11 protein-coding genes and 4 tRNA genes are annotated in these 18,455 nt (G+C 46.9%); 10 read left to right on the top strand and 5 right to left on the bottom strand.

Annotated features, from left to right (window positions below; genetic code table 11):
- The first annotated feature begins 27 nt into the window (after nt 1–27).
- From DYD62_RS04215 to DYD62_RS04180, 8 genes are all read left to right on the top strand, one after another.
- A tRNA-Asp gene (locus DYD62_RS04215) sits at nt 28–104 on the top strand.
- Between the two features lie 95 nt (nt 105–199).
- Nucleotides 200–275 (top strand) — tRNA-Val (locus DYD62_RS04210).
- A 37-nt stretch (nt 276–312) separates the two neighbouring features.
- Nucleotides 313–389 (top strand) — tRNA-Asp (locus DYD62_RS04205).
- Between the two features lie 95 nt (nt 390–484).
- Nucleotides 485–560: transfer RNA gene (locus DYD62_RS04200), tRNA-Val, on the top strand.
- Between the two features lie 225 nt (nt 561–785).
- Complete coding sequence (locus DYD62_RS04195) at nt 786–1,937, top strand: PAS domain-containing protein (protein ID WP_115226208.1); 1,152 nt, start codon at nt 786–788, stop codon at nt 1,935–1,937.
- 401 nt (nt 1,938–2,338) lie between these two features.
- Nucleotides 2,339–4,528: a LamG-like jellyroll fold domain-containing protein gene (locus DYD62_RS04190; RefSeq protein WP_115226207.1), complete on the top strand. Its 2,190-nt coding sequence runs from the start codon at nt 2,339–2,341 to the stop codon at nt 4,526–4,528.
- 12 nt (nt 4,529–4,540) lie between these two features.
- On the top strand, nt 4,541–4,735 hold the full coding sequence (locus DYD62_RS04185) for a hypothetical protein (protein ID WP_132038725.1): 195 nt from the start codon (nt 4,541–4,543) through the stop codon (nt 4,733–4,735).
- 45 nt (nt 4,736–4,780) lie between these two features.
- Nucleotides 4,781–6,838 carry a phosphocholine-specific phospholipase C gene (locus DYD62_RS04180; RefSeq protein ID WP_115226205.1) on the top strand — a complete coding sequence of 686 codons (2,058 nt, stop codon included), beginning with the start codon at nt 4,781–4,783 and terminating at the stop codon, nt 6,836–6,838.
- A 185-nt stretch (nt 6,839–7,023) separates the two neighbouring features.
- Here the strand turns inward: DYD62_RS04180 and DYD62_RS04175 are convergent, their stop codons facing one another.
- On the bottom strand, nt 7,024–7,887 hold the full coding sequence (locus DYD62_RS04175) for a LysR substrate-binding domain-containing protein (protein ID WP_115226204.1): 864 nt from the start codon (nt 7,885–7,887) through the stop codon (nt 7,024–7,026).
- Between the two features lie 176 nt (nt 7,888–8,063).
- Here DYD62_RS04175 and hrpA point away from each other — a divergent pair, with 176 nt between their 5' ends.
- The gene (hrpA, locus tag DYD62_RS04170) at nt 8,064–11,987 is read left to right on the top strand and encodes an ATP-dependent RNA helicase HrpA (protein ID WP_115226203.1); all 3,924 of its coding nucleotides are present in this window, start codon (nt 8,064–8,066) and stop codon (nt 11,985–11,987) included.
- 106 nt (nt 11,988–12,093) lie between these two features.
- Here hrpA and DYD62_RS04165 read toward each other — a convergent pair whose 3' ends face one another.
- The 3 genes from DYD62_RS04165 to DYD62_RS04155 are packed head-to-tail and all read right to left on the bottom strand — an operon-like array spanning nt 12,094 to nt 15,832.
- Complete coding sequence (locus tag DYD62_RS04165; protein WP_115226202.1) at nt 12,094–12,585, bottom strand: YfiR family protein; 492 nt, start codon at nt 12,583–12,585, stop codon at nt 12,094–12,096.
- A gap of 2 nt (nt 12,586–12,587) precedes the next feature.
- Entirely contained in the window at nt 12,588–14,561 is a 1,974-nt protein-coding gene (locus tag DYD62_RS04160) for a TonB-dependent receptor plug domain-containing protein (protein WP_115226201.1), read from the bottom strand.
- A complete protein-coding gene (locus tag DYD62_RS04155; RefSeq protein WP_115226200.1) occupies nt 14,558–15,832 on the bottom strand; it encodes a sensor domain-containing diguanylate cyclase in 1,275 nt (424 codons plus the stop codon). The genes DYD62_RS04160 and DYD62_RS04155 overlap by 4 nt, the downstream gene beginning before the upstream one ends.
- Nucleotides 15,833–16,237: 405 nt before the next feature.
- On the opposite strand from DYD62_RS04155, the gene DYD62_RS04150 reads away from it, so the two are divergent.
- Nucleotides 16,238–16,582 (top strand): FKBP-type peptidyl-prolyl cis-trans isomerase, encoded by a 345-nt coding sequence (locus DYD62_RS04150; protein ID WP_233702928.1) that lies wholly within the window; start codon nt 16,238–16,240, stop codon nt 16,580–16,582.
- A 62-nt stretch (nt 16,583–16,644) separates the two neighbouring features.
- On the opposite strand, the gene aceK is transcribed toward DYD62_RS04150, so the two are convergent.
- Nucleotides 16,645–18,447: a bifunctional isocitrate dehydrogenase kinase/phosphatase gene (gene aceK / locus DYD62_RS04145; protein WP_308418347.1), complete on the bottom strand. Its 1,803-nt coding sequence runs from the start codon at nt 18,445–18,447 to the stop codon at nt 16,645–16,647.
- Nucleotides 18,448–18,455: the final 8 nt, after the last annotated feature.

Here is an 18,455-nt window from a genome sequence, read left to right as displayed (position 1 = left end):
TAGTAAAGACTTAAAATATACCGCTGCGGAGTGGTAGTTCAGTTGGTTAGAATACCGGCCTGTCACGCCGGGGGTCGCGGGTTCGAGTCCCGTCCGCTCCGCCAAGTATTATTGTTGTTCAGTAGGTGATTAGCTCAGTTGCTAGAGCGTTTCCTTGTACGTTTGATCTATCGATCAGTGTACTAAATAATTTACAGATGGGTGATTAGCTCAGTTGGTAGAGCGTCTGCCTTACACGCAGAATGTCGGCGGTTCGACCCCGTCATCACCCACCAAAAGCTTTTGTAGTAAAGACTTAAAATATACCGCTGCGGAGTGGTAGTTCAGTTGGTTAGAATACCGGCCTGTCACGCCGGGGGTCGCGGGTTCGAGTCCCGTCCGCTCCGCCAAGTATTATTGTTGTTCAGTAGGTGATTAGCTCAGTTGCTAGAGCGTTTCCTTGTACATTTGATCTATCGATCAGTGTGCTAAATGATTTACAGATGGGTGATTAGCTCAGTTGGTAGAGCGTCTGCCTTACACGCAGAATGTCGGCGGTTCGACCCCGTCATCACCCACCACCCCCCTTCCTTTTGCCTTTCTCCTAAATAAATAAATCCTTTCTCAAATATTGCATTTTTTTTCACATAACTGAAAAACAATGTCGCTATTATTCTTTTATATCCCAATTAATTGCTCATTTGTTGTTTCACAACCACTATTTTTTGTTTTTTTGTGATTCATTCATCGCAAATAAGAGATTCAACCGCTAAACTAGCAGCCTCTTAGCAAGGTGGTCACAGCATATGAAATCTCCCCTTGCCATGATCGCAGCGCTATCAACGCGCATGATCTGCCTTGCACTGGCTGCAGGTATTTTGGCATTGCACTTTCTTTTAGCACAACAGCCAAGCCCAATGGGCTATGCGCTGGAGCTATGGTTTCTTGCCTGCGCCCTCGCCCTTTTTTTGCGAAAAAAACAAAAACGCATTTTATCTGGCCCAGATACAGAAACACGGCTTGCCGATGATTTTTCAGCATGCCTGCCCGATTTAATCTGGTGTATCAGCTTTGCTAATCGCAGTGTTAATCCGCTGAACCACAGCTTTGCCGACATTCATCCCCAGGCCACCGCCGAAAATAAAAAAATATCCAGCCTGTTTCCTGCCCGAATCTCACGCCAATACCTTGAAGCCTTAATTTCGGTGCAAAGCACACAAAAGCCACAAACATTTGAATACCAGTATGGGGGTAACGATCAGCTTAAGCGCTATTTTGAGGCCCGTTTATTGCCGCAATCCTCAAGAGACTGCATGGCCGTTATTCGTGATATCACACATATCAAAGATACCGAGCAGGCATTATTAAACCAGCAATTGTTTGTGCATCAAATTATTGATTCCAGCCCTAATTTAATTTTTGTGCGGGATAAACACGGGCGCTTTCTGCTGGTTAATCACGCAACACAAACGCAGCTTGGCCATGAGCTTTTAGTGCAATCACATATGGGCTTAGTTGATTCACCCCAGCCTTTTACACTGGGTGATGCAGATGTACTAGAAAAAGGCGAGACGATTCGCCATTTAGATTCGTGGCTGATGCCGGACAATCAAGTTCACTGGTTTGATATCACCAAGCTGCCCATTGTGCGCGATGAAAATACCTATATTTTATCCATAGCAATGGATATTTCGCATTTAAAAAGCACTGAAGCAGCGATGGAAGATATCCAAAGCCTGATTCGCAATGTAGCTGATGCGCTACCTGTGCGTTTTGTATTAATTGAACAGGGCGTGATTACCTTTGCCAACCAAGGCGCTGAAGCTTTATTAGGCCAGACCAATAAAGAGCTGACCGGAAAAACACTAACAAGCTTAATCGATCCCAATGGCGATTCCAGCAATTATCAGATTATTGAACTCACCAATATGGCAAACCAGCTGGTGATTTTTAAATAATCCCCGAGCCGCCAGTCTGCACGGTGCAAAAAAGAGGTGAAATCTTTTTTACCCAAGCCTGCAAATAGCCACATCCTGCGATGTGGCTATTTTTTTATGCAAAAAATGCAGAGCACTTTATTTTTAAATCGTATCCCACCCCATTCATGCATACGCCCCACCTGCAAAGGCCTAAGTCCCGCCACCACGCCTTCAGCAACAAATAAATAATATTAAAAATATAAATTGGTCACACTCAAAAAAAACTTAATGGGGTACTTATAAAACTTAAGTTTTTTTTAATCCGCAGGTCACCCCTCCTCCTTATGCTAAGCGCCATAGACAGCATTCAATATGCTCAAAAAATTGATTAATTTATTTTTAATCCATTGTTTTACACGCGCCCGAGGAAGATCACACCAATGTCTAAAAGTATTTATTTATCAATCACGCTCGCACTCTCCAGTGCCATGATCAGCGGCTGTAATTCTTCTGAAGATACCCCTCTTAGCACAAACCCCAGCACACCAGGCAGTGTAACCACCCCCAGCCCGGTGCCTCCCCCTGTTGTTACCCCTGCACCTGTGCCAGAAAACCCCAATCCAACACCCGATCCTGTTCCCACGCTGGCCCCGGTTCCAAGCAATGTACCCACTTTGCCACCTACACCCGTTCCAACCATTCCTCCCAGCCCAAGCCCTGTGCCAACGCCCGCCCCCGTTCCGGGCACTCCGGTGATTCCTACACAAATACCACAACCCCCTCTTGGGCCTGCCACTAAAAAAGCGCTCCTGATTGGTGTGGATGGTATCCAATACGATGTTCTACTTGATGCACTCGCGAATAAGCAATTAAGCAATATTGCACAGCTCAATTTAAGCCCAAGCTATGCAGGCGGAATTGCAGGCTCTGCCACCCAGCAGCAAACACTCAGCGGCCCGGGCTGGGCATCCATCTTAAGCGGGGCTTGGGCCAACCGACATGAAGTGCGCTCTGATTACGCAGGGCAAGTATTCAAAACAGATTCTGTATTCAAACAATTAAATCAGGCCCAGTCCACCAGCATTGCCAGCTGGGGCACCTTAAATAAATTATTAAAACTGGATATCAATACCGGGCAATTAAGTAATGCAATTGATTGTGCAGGCTTTGACAGCTGCGTGGTTTCATCCACCCAAACAGCTATTAACAGCGGCAATTTTAATTTAGTGGTTTCCAATCTGCACGCCCCGGAAGAAACAGCATTACACCGCGGCCTTGCAAATGATTATAAACAGACACTCAAAACATTAGATCAGCAAATTGGTGCTTTAATTGAAACCATTAAAAAGCGCCAGGAACTAAATAATGAAGACTGGCTGCTGATCCTGACCTCCAGCCACGGGCTGAGCGAAGGGGGCAATAGTGACGGGCTGCCAAGGCCTTCAAATCAAGCTGGCTTTATCGCCATGAATAAACCCCTAGCTGAAAAAGTTACAGGCGTGCCACTGAAAGCCCCGGCAAATATTGCTGATTGGTATAGCTATGCCAGCCAAGCCGATATTGCGCCTACTCTGCTGAATTATTTATCAATCAGTAACACAGCCGAAAACCATAAAATGGATGGTGTTTCTTTATTAGAAGCCCCTGCTGTTAAACAATTACAAGCGCGAGCCAACCCAGATCGCAGCAGCATTACCCTCAGCTGGAAATCACAACAGCCTGTGCGTATTTATCGTAATGGCAAGTTCATTAAAGAGCTGCCGGCGGGTGTAAATAACTTTACGGACAATGCTTTAGATGTTTCCAAAAACGGCTTGTATAAATTTAATTACACCTTAAGCGCAGGCAAAACGCTCACCTCTTATCTAGCTCAAATTGACTATATAAAACCAGCCACACTGGATGAAAGTATTTTAGTGGGCTTAGCCCAGTACTTCTCTTTAGACAGCACCCTGAACGCCAATAAAACCAACCCTGCATTAACAAGCTTTATTGCAGGACGAAGTGCCAATTATGTAAATGGCCCGTTTGCAAATAAAGCCCTGCAATCTACATCCAATGGCAGCACTCCTGCCTGCGCCAGCTGCGATGGAGGGTTTAAAGCACCCTTAGTGGTTGATTTCACTAAAAACCCAAGCTTCTCTATTGGTTTTTGGTTCCGCTCTGATGCACTGCGTAATGATGTGCCGGTGATTGCCAATAAAGATTACAAGAGCGGAGCCAATATAGGCTTTGCCTTTGGCCAGTATTTAAACAGCATTAAATTTAATATTGGCGATGGCAAAAACCGCGTTGATCCACAGCTTTCATTTACTGCAAACAGCTGGGTTTATTTAGTGATGAGTGTGGATTCATTAAAGAAAACAGCACAAGTCTTTATTGCCGATCCTAATCGCCCATTGCAAACAGCAACAGCCAATCTTTCCGCTTTTGATTTAAGCAAATTTACCGGTCTGAATATTTTAGGGATTAATGAAGACGCTCAGGGCAATTATGTAACTGCAGGCAAAGGCGGCACAGCAGGCTCATTTGATTATAGCGATTTAGCCATCTGGAATCGGACACTCAGCCAAGACGATGTTTTAGGCCTAGCCACGACCGGTAAATCACTGAAATCGTTTAATCCCTAATCAATGGAAAGCATGATGCACATCACCCGTAAACGCTTGCTGAGCCTTGCCAGCAGCCTGCTTCTGCTTGGCCTCGCCGCATGTAATAGCGATGAATCCCCGGCAAAAGATAGCGCAAAGCCCGCCTCTGCAACGGCCACGGCTGCCTCCGCGGCGACAAGCTCTGGCAATCAGCCCCAGCCGCCCGCTTTGCACTGCGCCCCTTAATTCTGAGCGATCGGCTCATCTGAAGCACAACAGGTTATTTATAAAATGAAAGCAATTAATCGCAGAAATTTCTTAAGCCTTGCGGCAAAAACAGCGGGGGGCGCAACGGCGCTCTCATTTATCCCGCCCAGCATTATGAAAGCACTGGCTATTCCGGCGAATTCCCAAACCGGCACAATCAACGATATAGAGCATGTGGTCATCCTGATGCAGGAAAACCGCAGCTTTGATCATTACTTTGGCACCCTGCATGGTGTGCGTGGCTTTGGCGATAAGCTGCCCATTCCGCTGCCTAGTGGCAAGTCAGTTTGGAACCAAAAAGATGGAACAGGTAAAGAAATGCCGCCATTCCATCTGGATACCCGTCTCACCAGCGCACAACGCGTACCTGGCACGCCCCATTTAATGCCTGACGCACAAAGTGCATGGGCAGGCGGGCGTATGGATGAATGGCCAAAATTTAAGACTCAGTATTCGATGGGCTATTACCGCCAGGAAGACCTGCCTTTTCAATTTGCACTGGCTAATGCCTTTACCATTTGCGACAGCTATCACTGCTCGTTTCACGGCGGCACTAATCCAAACCGCCTGCATCTGTGGACCGGCATGATTGACCCAAGTGGCAAAAACGGCGGCCCTGTCATTAATAATGACGGAGAAAGTAAAACGTCCCCGGCTGAATATTCATGGACCACGTATCCGGAACGGCTTGAAGAAGCCGGTGTAAGTTGGCGTATTTATCAGGATGCTAATGATAATTTTGGCGACAACTCGGTGGAAGGCTTTGCAAACTTCCGCCGCGCCAAACCAGACAGCAGCCTGTGGCGAAATGGCATGTCCACCTGGACCATGGAGCAATTTGCCACCCACGCAGCTGGCGGCACGCTGCCGCAAGTTTCCTGGCTGGTTGCCCCCGGAAAATACTCAGAGCACCCCGGCCCATCCAGCCCGATCCAAGGCGCGGAATACACGCAGCAGGTGCTAAACGCACTTACCGCTAATCCGGATACTTGGAGCAAAACGGTTTTATTTGTGATGTTTGATGAAAACGACGGCTTTTTTGATCATGTCCCGCCACCCGCCGCCCCGGCAAAAAATGCAGATGGCAGCTACGCGGGTAAATCAACCGTTGATACCCAGCTTGATTACCACACAAATGGTCAGATTTATGGCCTAGGCCCGCGCGTGCCAATGTATGTGATTTCACCTTGGAGCAAGGGCGGCTGGGTGAATTCAGAAGTATTCGATCACACCTCGGTGATTAAATTTCTGGAAAACCGCTTTGGCGTGTTCGAGCCCAATATCAGCCCATGGCGCCGTGCCGTATGCGGTGATTTGATGTCGGCATTTAACTTTGCCGCACCCAATGACACTACCGTGCCCCCTATGCCCAGCACCAGCCAGGCCGATACGATTGTGCTGAACCAAAGTAAGCTACCCAAGCCTGCTGCGCCGCTGGTCCCGGTATTACCAAGGCAAAACCAGGGCACGCGGCCATCGCGCGCCCTGCCTTATGAATTACACACCAGTGGCCGCAGCGAAGCCGCCAACGGCAAAATGTGGCTGATTTTTAGCAATACCGGCAAGGCCACAGGCGTATTTCATGTTTACGATCAGCTGCATCTAGATCGTGGCCCACGTCGCTATACTGTCGAGCCTGGTAAGTTGTTATCAGACGATTGGAATACCACGGGCGATCAGGGTTTATACGATTTATGGGTACTGGGGCCGAACGGCTTTCACCGCCACTTTAAGGGCAATACCAACAGCCAGGAAAGTAATCCGGAAATCCGTGTTTGCTATGACTATGTGAATGGCGATGTTTACCTGCAGCTGCAAAACACTGGCAGCAAGGATGCCGCACTCACCATCACCGCCAATGACTACCGCACCGACGGCCCATGGCCTGTCACCATCGCACCTGGCGCAAATGCTGAACATTCATGGCCTTTATACGAAAGCAGCCATTGGTACGACTTTAGCGTAACAGGCAGCAATGGCTTTGTAAGGCGCTTTGCAGGCAGGGTAGAAACCGGAAAACACTCCATCAGCGACCCGACTAATGCAGGAACTGTGATGAGGTATAGAAAACGAGCCAGTTAAACCGCATCATTTCAACAGCCCTCAGGGGCTGTTTTTTTATGCAAAAAAAAACCAAATATTGAACTACAGAGGGCACAGAGAACACAGAGTTACACGGAGGAAACCAAAAACAATAACTCGTTTTTTATCCTACTTTTCGTGTTCTTTATCGATATCTACTTTAGCCCTCCTCTGCCAGTAAAAATTTAAACCAAAGGCGTAATGTGCCGTAGAAAAGCGGCAATTAAAGGCACTTTTTCTCTGTCTTTCAGATAATAAAGATACTCATAAATCAAAGGACTGGTTTGTCTGAATGGCAAAGTACAGAGAGCCGAATGATCAGGCACTTCACCTTCAGACATAATGCTCGCGCCAAAGCCATGAATAATCGCCTGCCGGATGGCCTCGCCATTGGCAATACACGAACTTGATTTGGCTTGAATCCCATATTCCTGCAAAAATTGCTGAGTCAGCTTTTGTGTTTCAGAGCCTTCTTCACGTAGTAAAAGATGGACTCTGGCTAAATCAGCAATATCCAGATCTTTTTGCTTAGCCAATGGATGATCGCTTCTGATCGCCAAAACTAAAGGCTCTGCAGCCAGCAAAATACAGTTTAAACGCGCATCTTCCATTTTTTTTGAAGAAACAGTGACATCAATTGCATATTCATTTAATGCCTTCAGCATTTCCTTAGAATTGCCAAATTGCATAGAAAGCTGAATTTGCGGATGAGCAGCATGAAAACGGGCAATGCTGTGGCTGATAAAATAAGGCCCCGTTGCACCAATACGCAAATTACCCTGCTGAGCGCCCCCTGCATTTCGCAGGGTAAAATCAATATTGGCTTCTTCCTGTAATAAGCGCTCTACCATAGGCATCAGGCGAATGCCCGCATCGCTTAATACCCAGCGTGCACCGCCCCGGTAAAACAATTCAATTTGATAAATCTCTTCTAACTGGCGAATTCTTGAAGTAACTGTCGGCTGGCTTAATTTAATCTGCCTCGCAGCTAATGCCACACTCCCCTGGCGGGCCACTTCAAAAAATGAGCAGAGTAATTCACTTAACATGATTTCAATTAATCATAAAAAAAGAGTAGTTTAAGAGCCACTGATGACAATCAAGCGATGATTTAAACTAAGTCTGCCTGATCCTTATTCTAGCCCTTGCTATTTATCGCCTTAGCATCATGAGGCCCGCATGGTAAAATCGCCGCCTTCTTATCTGTACAAGCTTAACCCCAGCGATGAATTCCACGGCCACCGGCAGCGCGTCTAGTCCTCTTCCAGAGCAAAACTACCTTCAGCAAATTGCCGACACGCAATTAACCGACAGAGGCCATCTGGAGCGCCTGCTGCACCGCTTGAATCAGCGGCAAGCCAAGCAGCAGCCTTGCGATAAGGAATTGCGCGAGCTGGAAGCAGGGATTGCCAAATCGCTGGCCAAAAGCGAGCAGCGCAGAAGCCGCCTGCCGCGCCCGGAGTTCGATGAAAATCTGCCGGTTAATCAGCGTAAAGACGAACTAAGCGACGCAATTGCCAAGCATCAGGTGGTGATTGTGTGCGGTGAAACCGGCTCGGGGAAAACCACGCAATTGCCAAAAATTTGTCTGGAGCTGGGCCGTGGCGTACATGGGCTGATCGGCCACACCCAGCCGCGCCGCCTAGCCGCTAGATCGGTGGCGACGCGCATCGGCCAGGAATTAAAATCTGAAAACGCCGTGGGCTTTAAGGTGCGTTTTACCGATAAAACCACCGATGCCAGCTATATCAAGCTGATGACAGACGGTATTTTGCTGGCCGAAACCTTATCTGATCCTTATCTCTTAAAATACGACACGATTATTATCGACGAGGCACACGAGCGCAGCCTGAATATCGATTTCTTACTCGGCTATATCAAGCAGCTGCTGCCTAAGCGCCCCGAGCTTAAAGTAATTGTGACCTCCGCCACCATTGATGCCGATCGCTTTAGTCAGCATTTTGCCGGTGCACCTGTCATGGAAGTCTCTGGCCGCACCTTCCCGGTGGAAGTGCGCTATCAGCCTTTGCATGCCATTGATGAAGACGATCAAGAGCTGGAAATGGAAGAAGCCATCGTGCAAGCCATTGAAGGCCTGTGGCGTACCGACGGAAGTGGCGATGTACTGGTGTTTTTGCCAGGCGAGCGCGAGATTCGTGAAACCGCCGAAGAGCTGCGCAAAGCCAAGCTGCGCGACGCCGAAATTCTGCCGCTGTTTGCACGATTATCCAACGAAGATCAGCAGCGGATTTTCAGAAGTTCCAGCAGTGGCCGCCGCATTGTGCTGGCTACCAATGTGGCCGAAACCTCGCTCACCGTTCCGGGCATCCGCTATGTGGTGGATTCGGGGCATGCACGGATTAAACGCTATTCACCGCGGGCAAAAGTGGAGCAGCTTCTGGTTGAGAAAATCTCCCAAGCCTCGGCTCGCCAGCGTTCTGGCCGTTGCGGCCGGGTAGCCTCGGGTATTTGCGTGCGGCTTTATGATGAAGCTGACTTTAATAACCGCTCCGAATTTACTGATCCGGAAATCGTTCGCTCATCTTTAGCAGCGGTTATCTTGCGTATGGCTGCGTTAAAACTGGGTCATATCGATAACTTTCCTTTCTTAGAAGCGCCATCCAGCCGTTTAATCAGTGACGGCTATCAGCAGCTGCGTGAGCTAGGTGCAGTCGATATGGCAGACCAGCTAACCCCCATTGGTAAGCAACTGGCCCGGCTGCCGGTCGATCCGCGCATTGGCCGTATGCTGCTGGCTGGGCGCGATGAGCATTGCTTAGCCGAAATTCTGATTATTGCATCGGCGCTATCGGCGCAAGACCCGCGCGAGCGCCCTTTCGACGCCAAAGAAGCTGCGGCCCGTGCACAGGCTAAGTTTGTGGATGATAAATCCGACTTCCTGTCTTTCTTACGCATGTGGGAATTCTTTAACGAGGCACTGGATAATAAAACCAGCAATCGTCAGCTGATCAACCTCTGCCACGAGCACTTTTTATCTTATCTGCGCTTACGTGAATGGCGGGATTTACACCGCCAGCTCGCCGAAATTTGTCAGGATATGGATTTACAAGTCAATGACTTGAAAGCTGCACCTGGCACGCCAGAGCAGATTTTAAAAGCGCTGATGACAGGCTTACTGGGCAATATCGGCTTTAAACAGCCAGAAAACGACGAATACCTTGGCGCACGCGGGATTAAATTTAATATTTTCCCCGGCTCTGGCCTGAAAAAAGCCCGGCCAAAGTGGATTATCGCCGCCGAAGTGGTTGAAACCACCAAGATCTATGGCCGCTGCGTGGCGGCTATCGAGCCAGAATGGGTGGAGCGCATCGCTGCCCACTTAGTGAACCGCCATTATTTTGATCCGCACTGGGAAAAAACCTCAGCGCAAGTCAACGCCAGTGAGCGCGTTACCCTGTACGGGCTGCCGATTGTGCCCAAACGCCGTGTGCATTTTGGCAAAATTGATCCCGTTGCCTCACGCGAGATTTTTATCCGCGAAGCGCTGGTGAACTTCAATTACAACAGCCGCGCCAAATTCTTTGAGCACAATAAAGCGCTGATTCTGGATGTGCAAGATTTAGAACACAAAGCCCGCCGCCAAGATGTGCTGGTGGACGATGACGCGCTGTTTGCATTTTTTGACGCCAAAATTCCAGCCGACATCGTCAATGGAGCGGGTTTTGAGGCATGGCGTAAGCAAATCGAGAGGGACAATGCCCAGCACCTATTCCTGGCCCGCGATGATTTAATGCAGCACGGCGCAGATGCGGTAACAGAAGAGCAGTTCCCGGAGTTTTTCCGCCTGAACGAGGCCAAACTGCCGCTCTCTTACCGCTTTGAGCCAGCCCACCCGCTAGATGGGGTGACCATCACCCTGCCGCTGCATCTGTTAAATCGCGTCAACCACGCTATTTTTGACTGGCTAGTGCCGGGCATGATTCGCGAAAAAATCACCCTCCTGATTAAATCACTGCCTAAATCGATCCGCCGTATCTGTGTGCCGGTGCCAGAATTCGCCACCAAGATGCTAATCGCTCTGGATAAAGCCTCCAGAACCGAGCCACTGCTACCGCAACTGGCGCAAGCAGTGGGCCGTGGCGCGGGGCTGATTGTGCCCAGTGATGAGTTCAATCCAAAAGATCTACCACCGCATCTGCAAATGAACTTCAAAATTGTGGACGACGCAGGCCAGGAGCTGGCGCAGGGCCGTGACCTGATCGCCCTGCGTGCCCAGCTGGGTGAGGCGGCACAAATGACCTTCCGCGATGCGGCGGACGACAGCATCAGCATCGAAAAAACCGGCATTATGAAATGGGATTTCGGCGATCTGCCGGCCAAAATCAATTTTAAGCGCCAAGGCCGCTCGATTACCGGCTTCCCTGGCCTTGTGCCTGAAGAAGACGCGGTAGCCATTCGCCTGTTTGATACCGAATACGCCGCCGCTGCAGCGCATCGGGACGGGGTGATTTGCCTGCTGAAGTTTGAACTAAAAGACCATGTTAAACAGCTGCCTAAATCGCTGCCGACTTTTAACCCGCTGGCTTTACAGCTACGCGGTGTGTGTAATGGCGACGAGCTAATGGAAGACATCGTGGCCTGCATTTGTGATCGCGCCTTTATTGGCGAAGACGATGCCCCACGTAAGCCCAAAGAATTCGACAGCCAGAAATCCCGCGCCAAAGTCCGCCTGCCCTCAGTACGTGATGCGGTCATGCGCATCCTGGCCGAGCTGACCACCGAATACGTGGCGCTGAATAAACTGATCGCCAAACCATCGCCCTTTGCCAGCGCCATGACAGAATTACTCGGCCAGCTGGTATTTAAAGGCTTTTTACACAAAACCCCGTGGGAGCAATTACCCCGCCTGCCCATCTACGTAAAAGCCATGCGTATCCGCGCCGAAAAACGCGTTGCCAACCCACAAAGAGACGGCCAGCGCGGTGCGGAAATCAACGAGCTGTATAAGCGCTGGGAAGCAGAAATGCTGAAATGGGAAAAAGAAGGCCGGGACACCACCCCGCTTGCCCCATTCCGCTGGATGATCGAAGAGCTGCGCGTTGGGCTATTTGCTCAGGAGCTGAAAACGCCTTATCCGGTATCGGTAAAGCGCTTAAGCAAAGTGTTTGAAGATTTAACTAAACACTAATCAGTAAAAAGGCCAGCGAAATGAGCGCTGGCCTTTTCCACACCGCAACATTGCTTGCAACAGCAGCCATGCCGCTGCTGAATAGACACTTCAGTTTCACCCTGATTCAGCGTACTTCTTTTGCCAATTTAAGCAATTGTGCACTCATCACCAAACCAACCTGATTAGCCTGTGAGCGGTTAATTTTAAAACTAATGCGGTTGGGCTCGGTCACCAATACAATCATCGCTTTTTCTTCAAATGCTTCTGCATTTTCACCAATCACTAAAATAGGTAAAGGCAAAACCACCGCCAGATTAATCCGCTCTTGAGCACCAATAAAAAGCACATTGCAGTCTGTTGCCGATTTCACAGACGAAACTTTTACAACTTTAACCGGATTACCATTTATTCTTCTGTCTTTAAATTTATCCAATTCATCATAAATCCCTCTAGCCCCTAAAACACAAAGCAGGATTTCTTTATTTGGCGGAGGTGGCCAAGTTGTAAATTGAGCAAAGCGAAAAATAAAATTCGCTTTTAATTCTATTTCATCTGCAGCAGCCCATACACGGGCAGAGAGCAGTGAAAATAACAGCATCAATATCAGCTTAGCCATTATTAATACCTGACATTGATTTTAAGCCGAATATCACGACCATCTTGTTTTAATGAAAACCGATCAAAATTAATATACCTTGTCGCCTCTTCATACGACACATCAGCAAGATTATGCACAGAGAGTGATACAGAGCAGTCTTTACTGACCTCACCATTCAGCGCGATATCTGCCAGCCATTGTTTTGGCAGCTCACCAAAGAAAATCTCTCTACCGCTGATATATCTCAGCTCCGTGGCTAATTTCCAGCGTGAACCAGCAAATGGCAATAAAAATTTGAAATTCAGCATATGCCGCGGCGAATTAAACAACGCTACCTCATTACCAATCTCCGTTTTTTGTAATGAATAAGCCATCTTTGCCTGAATTCCAGCCTCAAATCGCTGTTCCAGCTCAGTTTCAAACCCTGTACTGACTACTTTTTCTAAATTGGTATACACCAGACCATACTCTGTAGCCGCCTGGCCAATTAAATCATTCATTTCATAATGATAAACAGATCCATTTAATTTAGTACTGGGGGTTAAATAATGCTCTGCCACCAGCTCAAGCGTTGTGATTTTTTCTGCTTTTGCTTCAGGATAACTAATTTCTGTATTTCGGGTTTGCTCAAAAAAATTAGGATTTCTAAAAGCGGAACCATACAATAATTTAATATTTGTTTTATCCATCGGGTTCCAAATTAAACCCAGCCGGGGATTAAGATGCTCACCATACTCAGTGTAATCGTATCTGGCACCGGCAATTAAAGTAAAACTGTCCGCAAAAGTATACTCATCCTGAGCAAAAAAAGCGTAGTGACTGGAAGACTGGTCTATTGGCTTTCCCCAATTTAAACCCTCAGCGTAGTTACTCCAGAATTGTTCTGCATTCACCCGGCCTTCAACGCCCAATAAAATTTTATGGCCTGGCAGCTGATTATATAAAGCATGCAATTCGCCATCCCACCAGCGGCCCTTCGCATTTTCTTTATCCAAAAACATCGTTTCAGAATCGAAATAAACAGGGAAACTGCCTTTATATTCTTCCTCGTGGTAGCTCAAACGCGCCTGCATATTCCAGTTTGAAAACAATTCAAAATCATAACTTAAACTAATCAGTGAACGCTGGCTCTCATTTACAGATGTGCCATTTTTAATACTCAGCAGAGGCGAATCAATTGAGCCAAATAAAACTGGATTGGTTTTTTCCCTGCTGGAAAATGCACCGGTCAGCTGCAAGCCATCCAATGATATTTTAGTAAAGAGATAACGGCTTAAATCGCTGTCTATAACTGGGTCTCCCTTAAATTCTGGAGCAGGCACAGCATAATCCATATAATAAGGATGGCTGGGGCCGCCTCTGTAAAACTGGCTGGCCGAAATTAAATACTCAAGACCATTATCTAAACGGCTCGCCATACTGGCACGTAATTTACTGGTATTAAAGCTTCCATATTCAAGCGAGGCTTCCGCACCACGCAAGCTGGCAGCCCCCCGCGTTAATACATTAACTACGCCTAAGAAAGCGTTATTACCATAAATAGCGGATCCCGGGCCGGGCACATATTCAACTCTATCAATTAAATCAACATCAAGTGGAAATTCATTTCCCACAAAAGCACTGTCAAATACATTATTATTTAAACGGATTCCATCAATTAAAATCAATACGCGGGTATTGTAATCACCCGGAATAGCCACGCCACGGGCCCCCAGAAATGTATTCTGGCCGTCATAGCTAGTAAACAGGCCAGGCATACTGCGTAATATTTCCCCAAGAGTGCGATAGCCAAACAGCTGGATGTCATCCCGACTGATCACCCGGACTGCCGATGGCGCATTTTTTATCCCCTGAGAAAATTTAGATGCCGTTGAAACATCTACATTGTGGGGAGGGTTAATTAAAGCCGTATCGAGCAAATCCTCAAGGCTGGGACCGCCAGAATCTGCCCGGGCAAGACTAAATAGAAATAATAAAATAAACAGTGATTTCATTTTTTTTCAGAATAAACGCAAAAAGTATTTTTGCCTGCCTTTTTAGCCTGATACATGGCCAGATCAGCATAGTGCAGCAAAGTTTTTGGATCATCGCTATGCAAAGGACAGCACGCAATACCAATACTGATACCAACCGGCATCACTTCACCATGAACAATAATCGGCAGCTTTACCCCGGCGACCAGTCTTTCCGCTAAAATTTTAGCGGCTTCTTCATCCGCAATTTGCGGCAAAATAGCCGCAAATTCATCCCCTCCTAAGCGACAAGGCATATCAGTGCTACGTAAAATATTTTTTAAACGCTGGGAAATAATCGTTAACACTAAATCACCGGCCTCATGCCCGAATTGATCATTTACATATTTAAAGTTATCTAAATCAATAAACATGAGCGCTGAAAACTGATTCTCTAAAATAGAACGCCCCACCGTTGTTGCTAAAGCCTGGTGGAAATAATGACGATTAGGCAGCTGAGTTAAATTATCATAATTTGCAAGAATATCTAAACACCGCTCTGATTCCTTACTTTGATTCAACTCTTCTTTAATATCGTTTTCCCATTTCTCAATTTTTGCCAGCATCTGATTAAAATGAAAAGACAATCTGCCAAGCTCATTATTGCTGATATAGCTGGAACGAAGGCTGTAGTCACGCTGTAATGTGACATTCTCTGCAACAGTAGACAGCTCAAAAATAGGGGCCAATGCCCTGACCTGCAAGCGGTTTAAAATAATAGAAGCCGTTACAATCGCAATCGCCGTTAATATCAGCCCAAGTAAAAAAAATTGCAGTGTTTCTCGGTAAACCGCATCAAAACCAATCTGTAATTGCACCGCACCCAGCAGCTCCCCATCCAGCGATACCGGCACCAATACCGCAATATGATCAAAAGACATATCTGTGAGTGGCTGATTAGAAATATGAGTAAACGAAAAGAGCTGGCTATCCTTATGCAAAGCGCCCCAATCAGCAAAAATTTGATTTTGCGTATTTACAATACTTAAATAGGCAAGATCAGGTGTAGTGATAAATGAGTGAACTAGGGTTTTAGCTGCTTTCTGATCATTAAAAATCAGCATCGGTGCAATATTTGCAGCCAGAATATTGGCATTGACGATGGCCTCCGTTTTTAAACGCTGCACAGCAAGATAACTATAAGAAATAGAAAACAAGGCAAGGCAAACGAGCAATGTACTTGCGATACCAAGCACATTCAGCAGCAATAATTCTTTTGCCAGTGGTAGATTTTTTATTCTGCTCTTTTCCATTTACAGCCTTATTCATGAGCCAAAACATATGCGATTGCCTCATTTTTACACAAAGAGACTATCGATGCTGAAATATAGCGCACTGGCTGATTTATCCTAAGCGACTTGCAAATATTTATTAAACAGGCTGATCAGTGATTACATGACAAAGCAGATTTTCGATCAATAAACGGCAATACTAAGGAAGTAAATCCCGGCTTTGATCCATACCCGCTGTGTGCTTATCGGTGCATTGAGCGGCTCCATAAAAAAATACACTCCCTCTTACTTAAATTAAGTAACAATGGCATGTTATAGTCAAGATAATGTAAGGAGACTCATCTGATGAAAACCCGTTTATTTGCAATGGCGCTCTGCTTTGCCGGCATCACACATGCACAGGCCGCAGCGGCAGCCAGCTCCCCCATCACAAAGCTTGAAGTGATTGATGTAAAAGCCGGAAACGGTAAAGTGGCTACAACAGGCAGCACGGTTACCGTGCATTACACAGGCTGGCTTTATGATGCTAAAGCCGATAAAAATCACGGCACGCAATTTGACAGCTCAGTAGGGAAAACCCCTTTCAGCTTTCCTTTAGGAGCAAAACGCGTCATTAAAGGCTGGGATGCAGGTGTGGCTGGAATGAAAACAGGCGGCAAACGCACACTGATTATTCCCGCTGAAATGGCCTATGGTGCGCGCGGCGCGGGCAATGTAATCCCACCGGATGCACCTTTAGTATTTGATGTTGAATTGCTGGATGTAAAATAATTTTCAGCCTGCAAAAAGGCAGGGCCAGTCATGGCGTCCTGCCTTTTTTATCTCTGTATCAGTCAGACGGGCACGCCCTTAGCCTTATCAGGGTAGCGCTTTGCAAAACGCTCTTCCTGAGGATAGGGGTAAAAATCCTCAATAAAACCCTGCTTAATCCGATCTTTTGCATGCTGCCAAAAACGTACGGTCAGTAAATCAGCGTGATGCTGCATAAAAATTTTTTTGACATCCGGACGGCCTAACAAAAAAGTGCCGAATTCTTCCGGGTACACTTCATTCGGATTGCCGCTAAACCAGGTATCACTGCTCATTTCAAACTCTGGCGCAGGTGGAGGAGGAATACGGCGGAAATCGCAATCCGTCATATACTCAATTTCATCATAATCATAAAACACCACTCGGCCTTCACGGGTCACACCAAAATTTTTAAACAACATATCGCCAGGGAAAATATTGGCAATGGCCAGTTCGCGCAGCGCATTGCCATAATCTTCAATCACACTGGCAATTTCTTCATCTTGGCGTTTCTCTATAAAGATGTTCAATGGCGTCATCCGCCTTTCAATATAAAGATGCCGCAAAATCACTTTATCTTCGCTTTCCTCTAAAATGGATGGCGCTAATTTACGGATTTCATCTAAAAGCGCTTCATTAAAACGCTCTTTGGGTAAAGCCACGTCCGAGAATTCTAATGAATCGGCCATGCGCCCAACCCGGTCATGCTGTTTAACCAATAAGTATTTGGCTTTTACAATCGCCCGGTCTACTTCTTTGGGTGGAGCAATAACATCCTTAATTATTTTAAATACAAAAGGAAAAGAGGGCAGGGTAAATACAATCATCACCATGCCCTTGGTGCCTGGCGCAAAGACAAAGGAATCAGAGGAATGGCGTAAATGATGAAATAGCTCACGGTAAAACATGGTTTTACCCTGCTTTCCTAGGCCCAGCATGGTGTAAAGCTCGGCGCGTGATTTATCCGGCATCAGCTTTTGCAAATAGCGCACATAGGCCGATGGTACTTCCATATCGACTAGGAAATAAGCACGGGATAAGGAAAATAAATGGCTGATTTGCCATGGCTCAAAAAGCGCAGCATCCAGAAATAGTTTTCCTTCTGCATCACGGCAAAGCGGCAGGGCAAAGGGGATTTCTAAATCTTCATGAATGGCTTTGCCAATAATATAAACGGCTTTATTGCGATAAAAAGGCGAGGCTAATACCTGAATTTGGGTATTCAGCGCAAACTCTGGCCAGCGGCCTAAAAACTTGTGCAAGGCCCGCAGCAGGCGGTGTACATCCCGATCTAAATCTACAAAAGGCAGCTCAAAATTAAAATCAGTAAACATATTGGCCAGCGTAGCATTCAGCCCTGTTTGAATAGGGTAATAGCTGCGATAAATAGGTGGTTCTGATTCTATATATTCTGTAGAGACGGCCGGACGATAAAAAATAAAATCATTATGAAAATAAGTGCGGTGCAAAATACGGCAGCATACCGAATTAAAAAACGTTTCGGCCAGCTCGGGCTGCTGGTGATTAATCAGTAAACCAATAAAATAGAGTTTTACTTTAGACCATGTCGCATCCGGCAAGCTATCGGCATTAAAATCCTGCTTTAGCCGGTCTGCCGTTTCTATGACACGCAAATCATAAAAAGCGATTCTGTCGCGCACTTCTGCACGCTGGGCATGAAAATCTCCCTCTATAAAATGGACTTTGGCCTTACGGCTGGATTCCCTGAATAAACGATAGTGCCAGTCAAAACCTTCTTGCAAGGCAAGCGCAATTGCGGCGACTTCCCAGTGATCTGGATGAGGGCTGACTAGGCTGGAATCCAGCCGTACGCTATTCATTGGCATAGGTACTT

This window comes from Iodobacter fluviatilis, assembly GCF_900451195.1.
GTDB lineage: Bacteria > Pseudomonadota > Gammaproteobacteria > Burkholderiales > Chitinibacteraceae > Iodobacter > Iodobacter fluviatilis.
This window is presented reverse-complemented; position numbering and strand designations above follow the sequence as displayed.

What these genes read in the sequence shown, in the direction of transcription:
- DYD62_RS04185 (WP_132038725.1), top strand. Translation starts at nt 4,541, where the DNA reads ATGATGCACATCACCCGTAAACGCTTGCTGAGCCTTGCCAGCAGCCTG.
- aceK (WP_308418347.1), bottom strand. Translation starts at nt 18,447, where the DNA reads ATGCCAATGAATAGCGTACGGCTGGATTCCAGCCTAGTCAGCCCTCAT.
- DYD62_RS04190 (WP_115226207.1), top strand. Translation starts at nt 2,339, where the DNA reads ATGTCTAAAAGTATTTATTTATCAATCACGCTCGCACTCTCCAGTGCC.
- DYD62_RS04195 (WP_115226208.1), top strand. Translation starts at nt 786, where the DNA reads ATGAAATCTCCCCTTGCCATGATCGCAGCGCTATCAACGCGCATGATC.
- DYD62_RS04165 (WP_115226202.1), bottom strand. Translation starts at nt 12,585, where the DNA reads ATGGCTAAGCTGATATTGATGCTGTTATTTTCACTGCTCTCTGCCCGT.
- hrpA (WP_115226203.1), top strand. Translation starts at nt 8,064, where the DNA reads ATGAATTCCACGGCCACCGGCAGCGCGTCTAGTCCTCTTCCAGAGCAA.
- DYD62_RS04160 (WP_115226201.1), bottom strand. Translation starts at nt 14,561, where the DNA reads ATGAAATCACTGTTTATTTTATTATTTCTATTTAGTCTTGCCCGGGCA.
- DYD62_RS04155 (WP_115226200.1), bottom strand. Translation starts at nt 15,832, where the DNA reads ATGGAAAAGAGCAGAATAAAAAATCTACCACTGGCAAAAGAATTATTG.
- DYD62_RS04175 (WP_115226204.1), bottom strand. Translation starts at nt 7,887, where the DNA reads ATGTTAAGTGAATTACTCTGCTCATTTTTTGAAGTGGCCCGCCAGGGG.
- DYD62_RS04180 (WP_115226205.1), top strand. Translation starts at nt 4,781, where the DNA reads ATGAAAGCAATTAATCGCAGAAATTTCTTAAGCCTTGCGGCAAAAACA.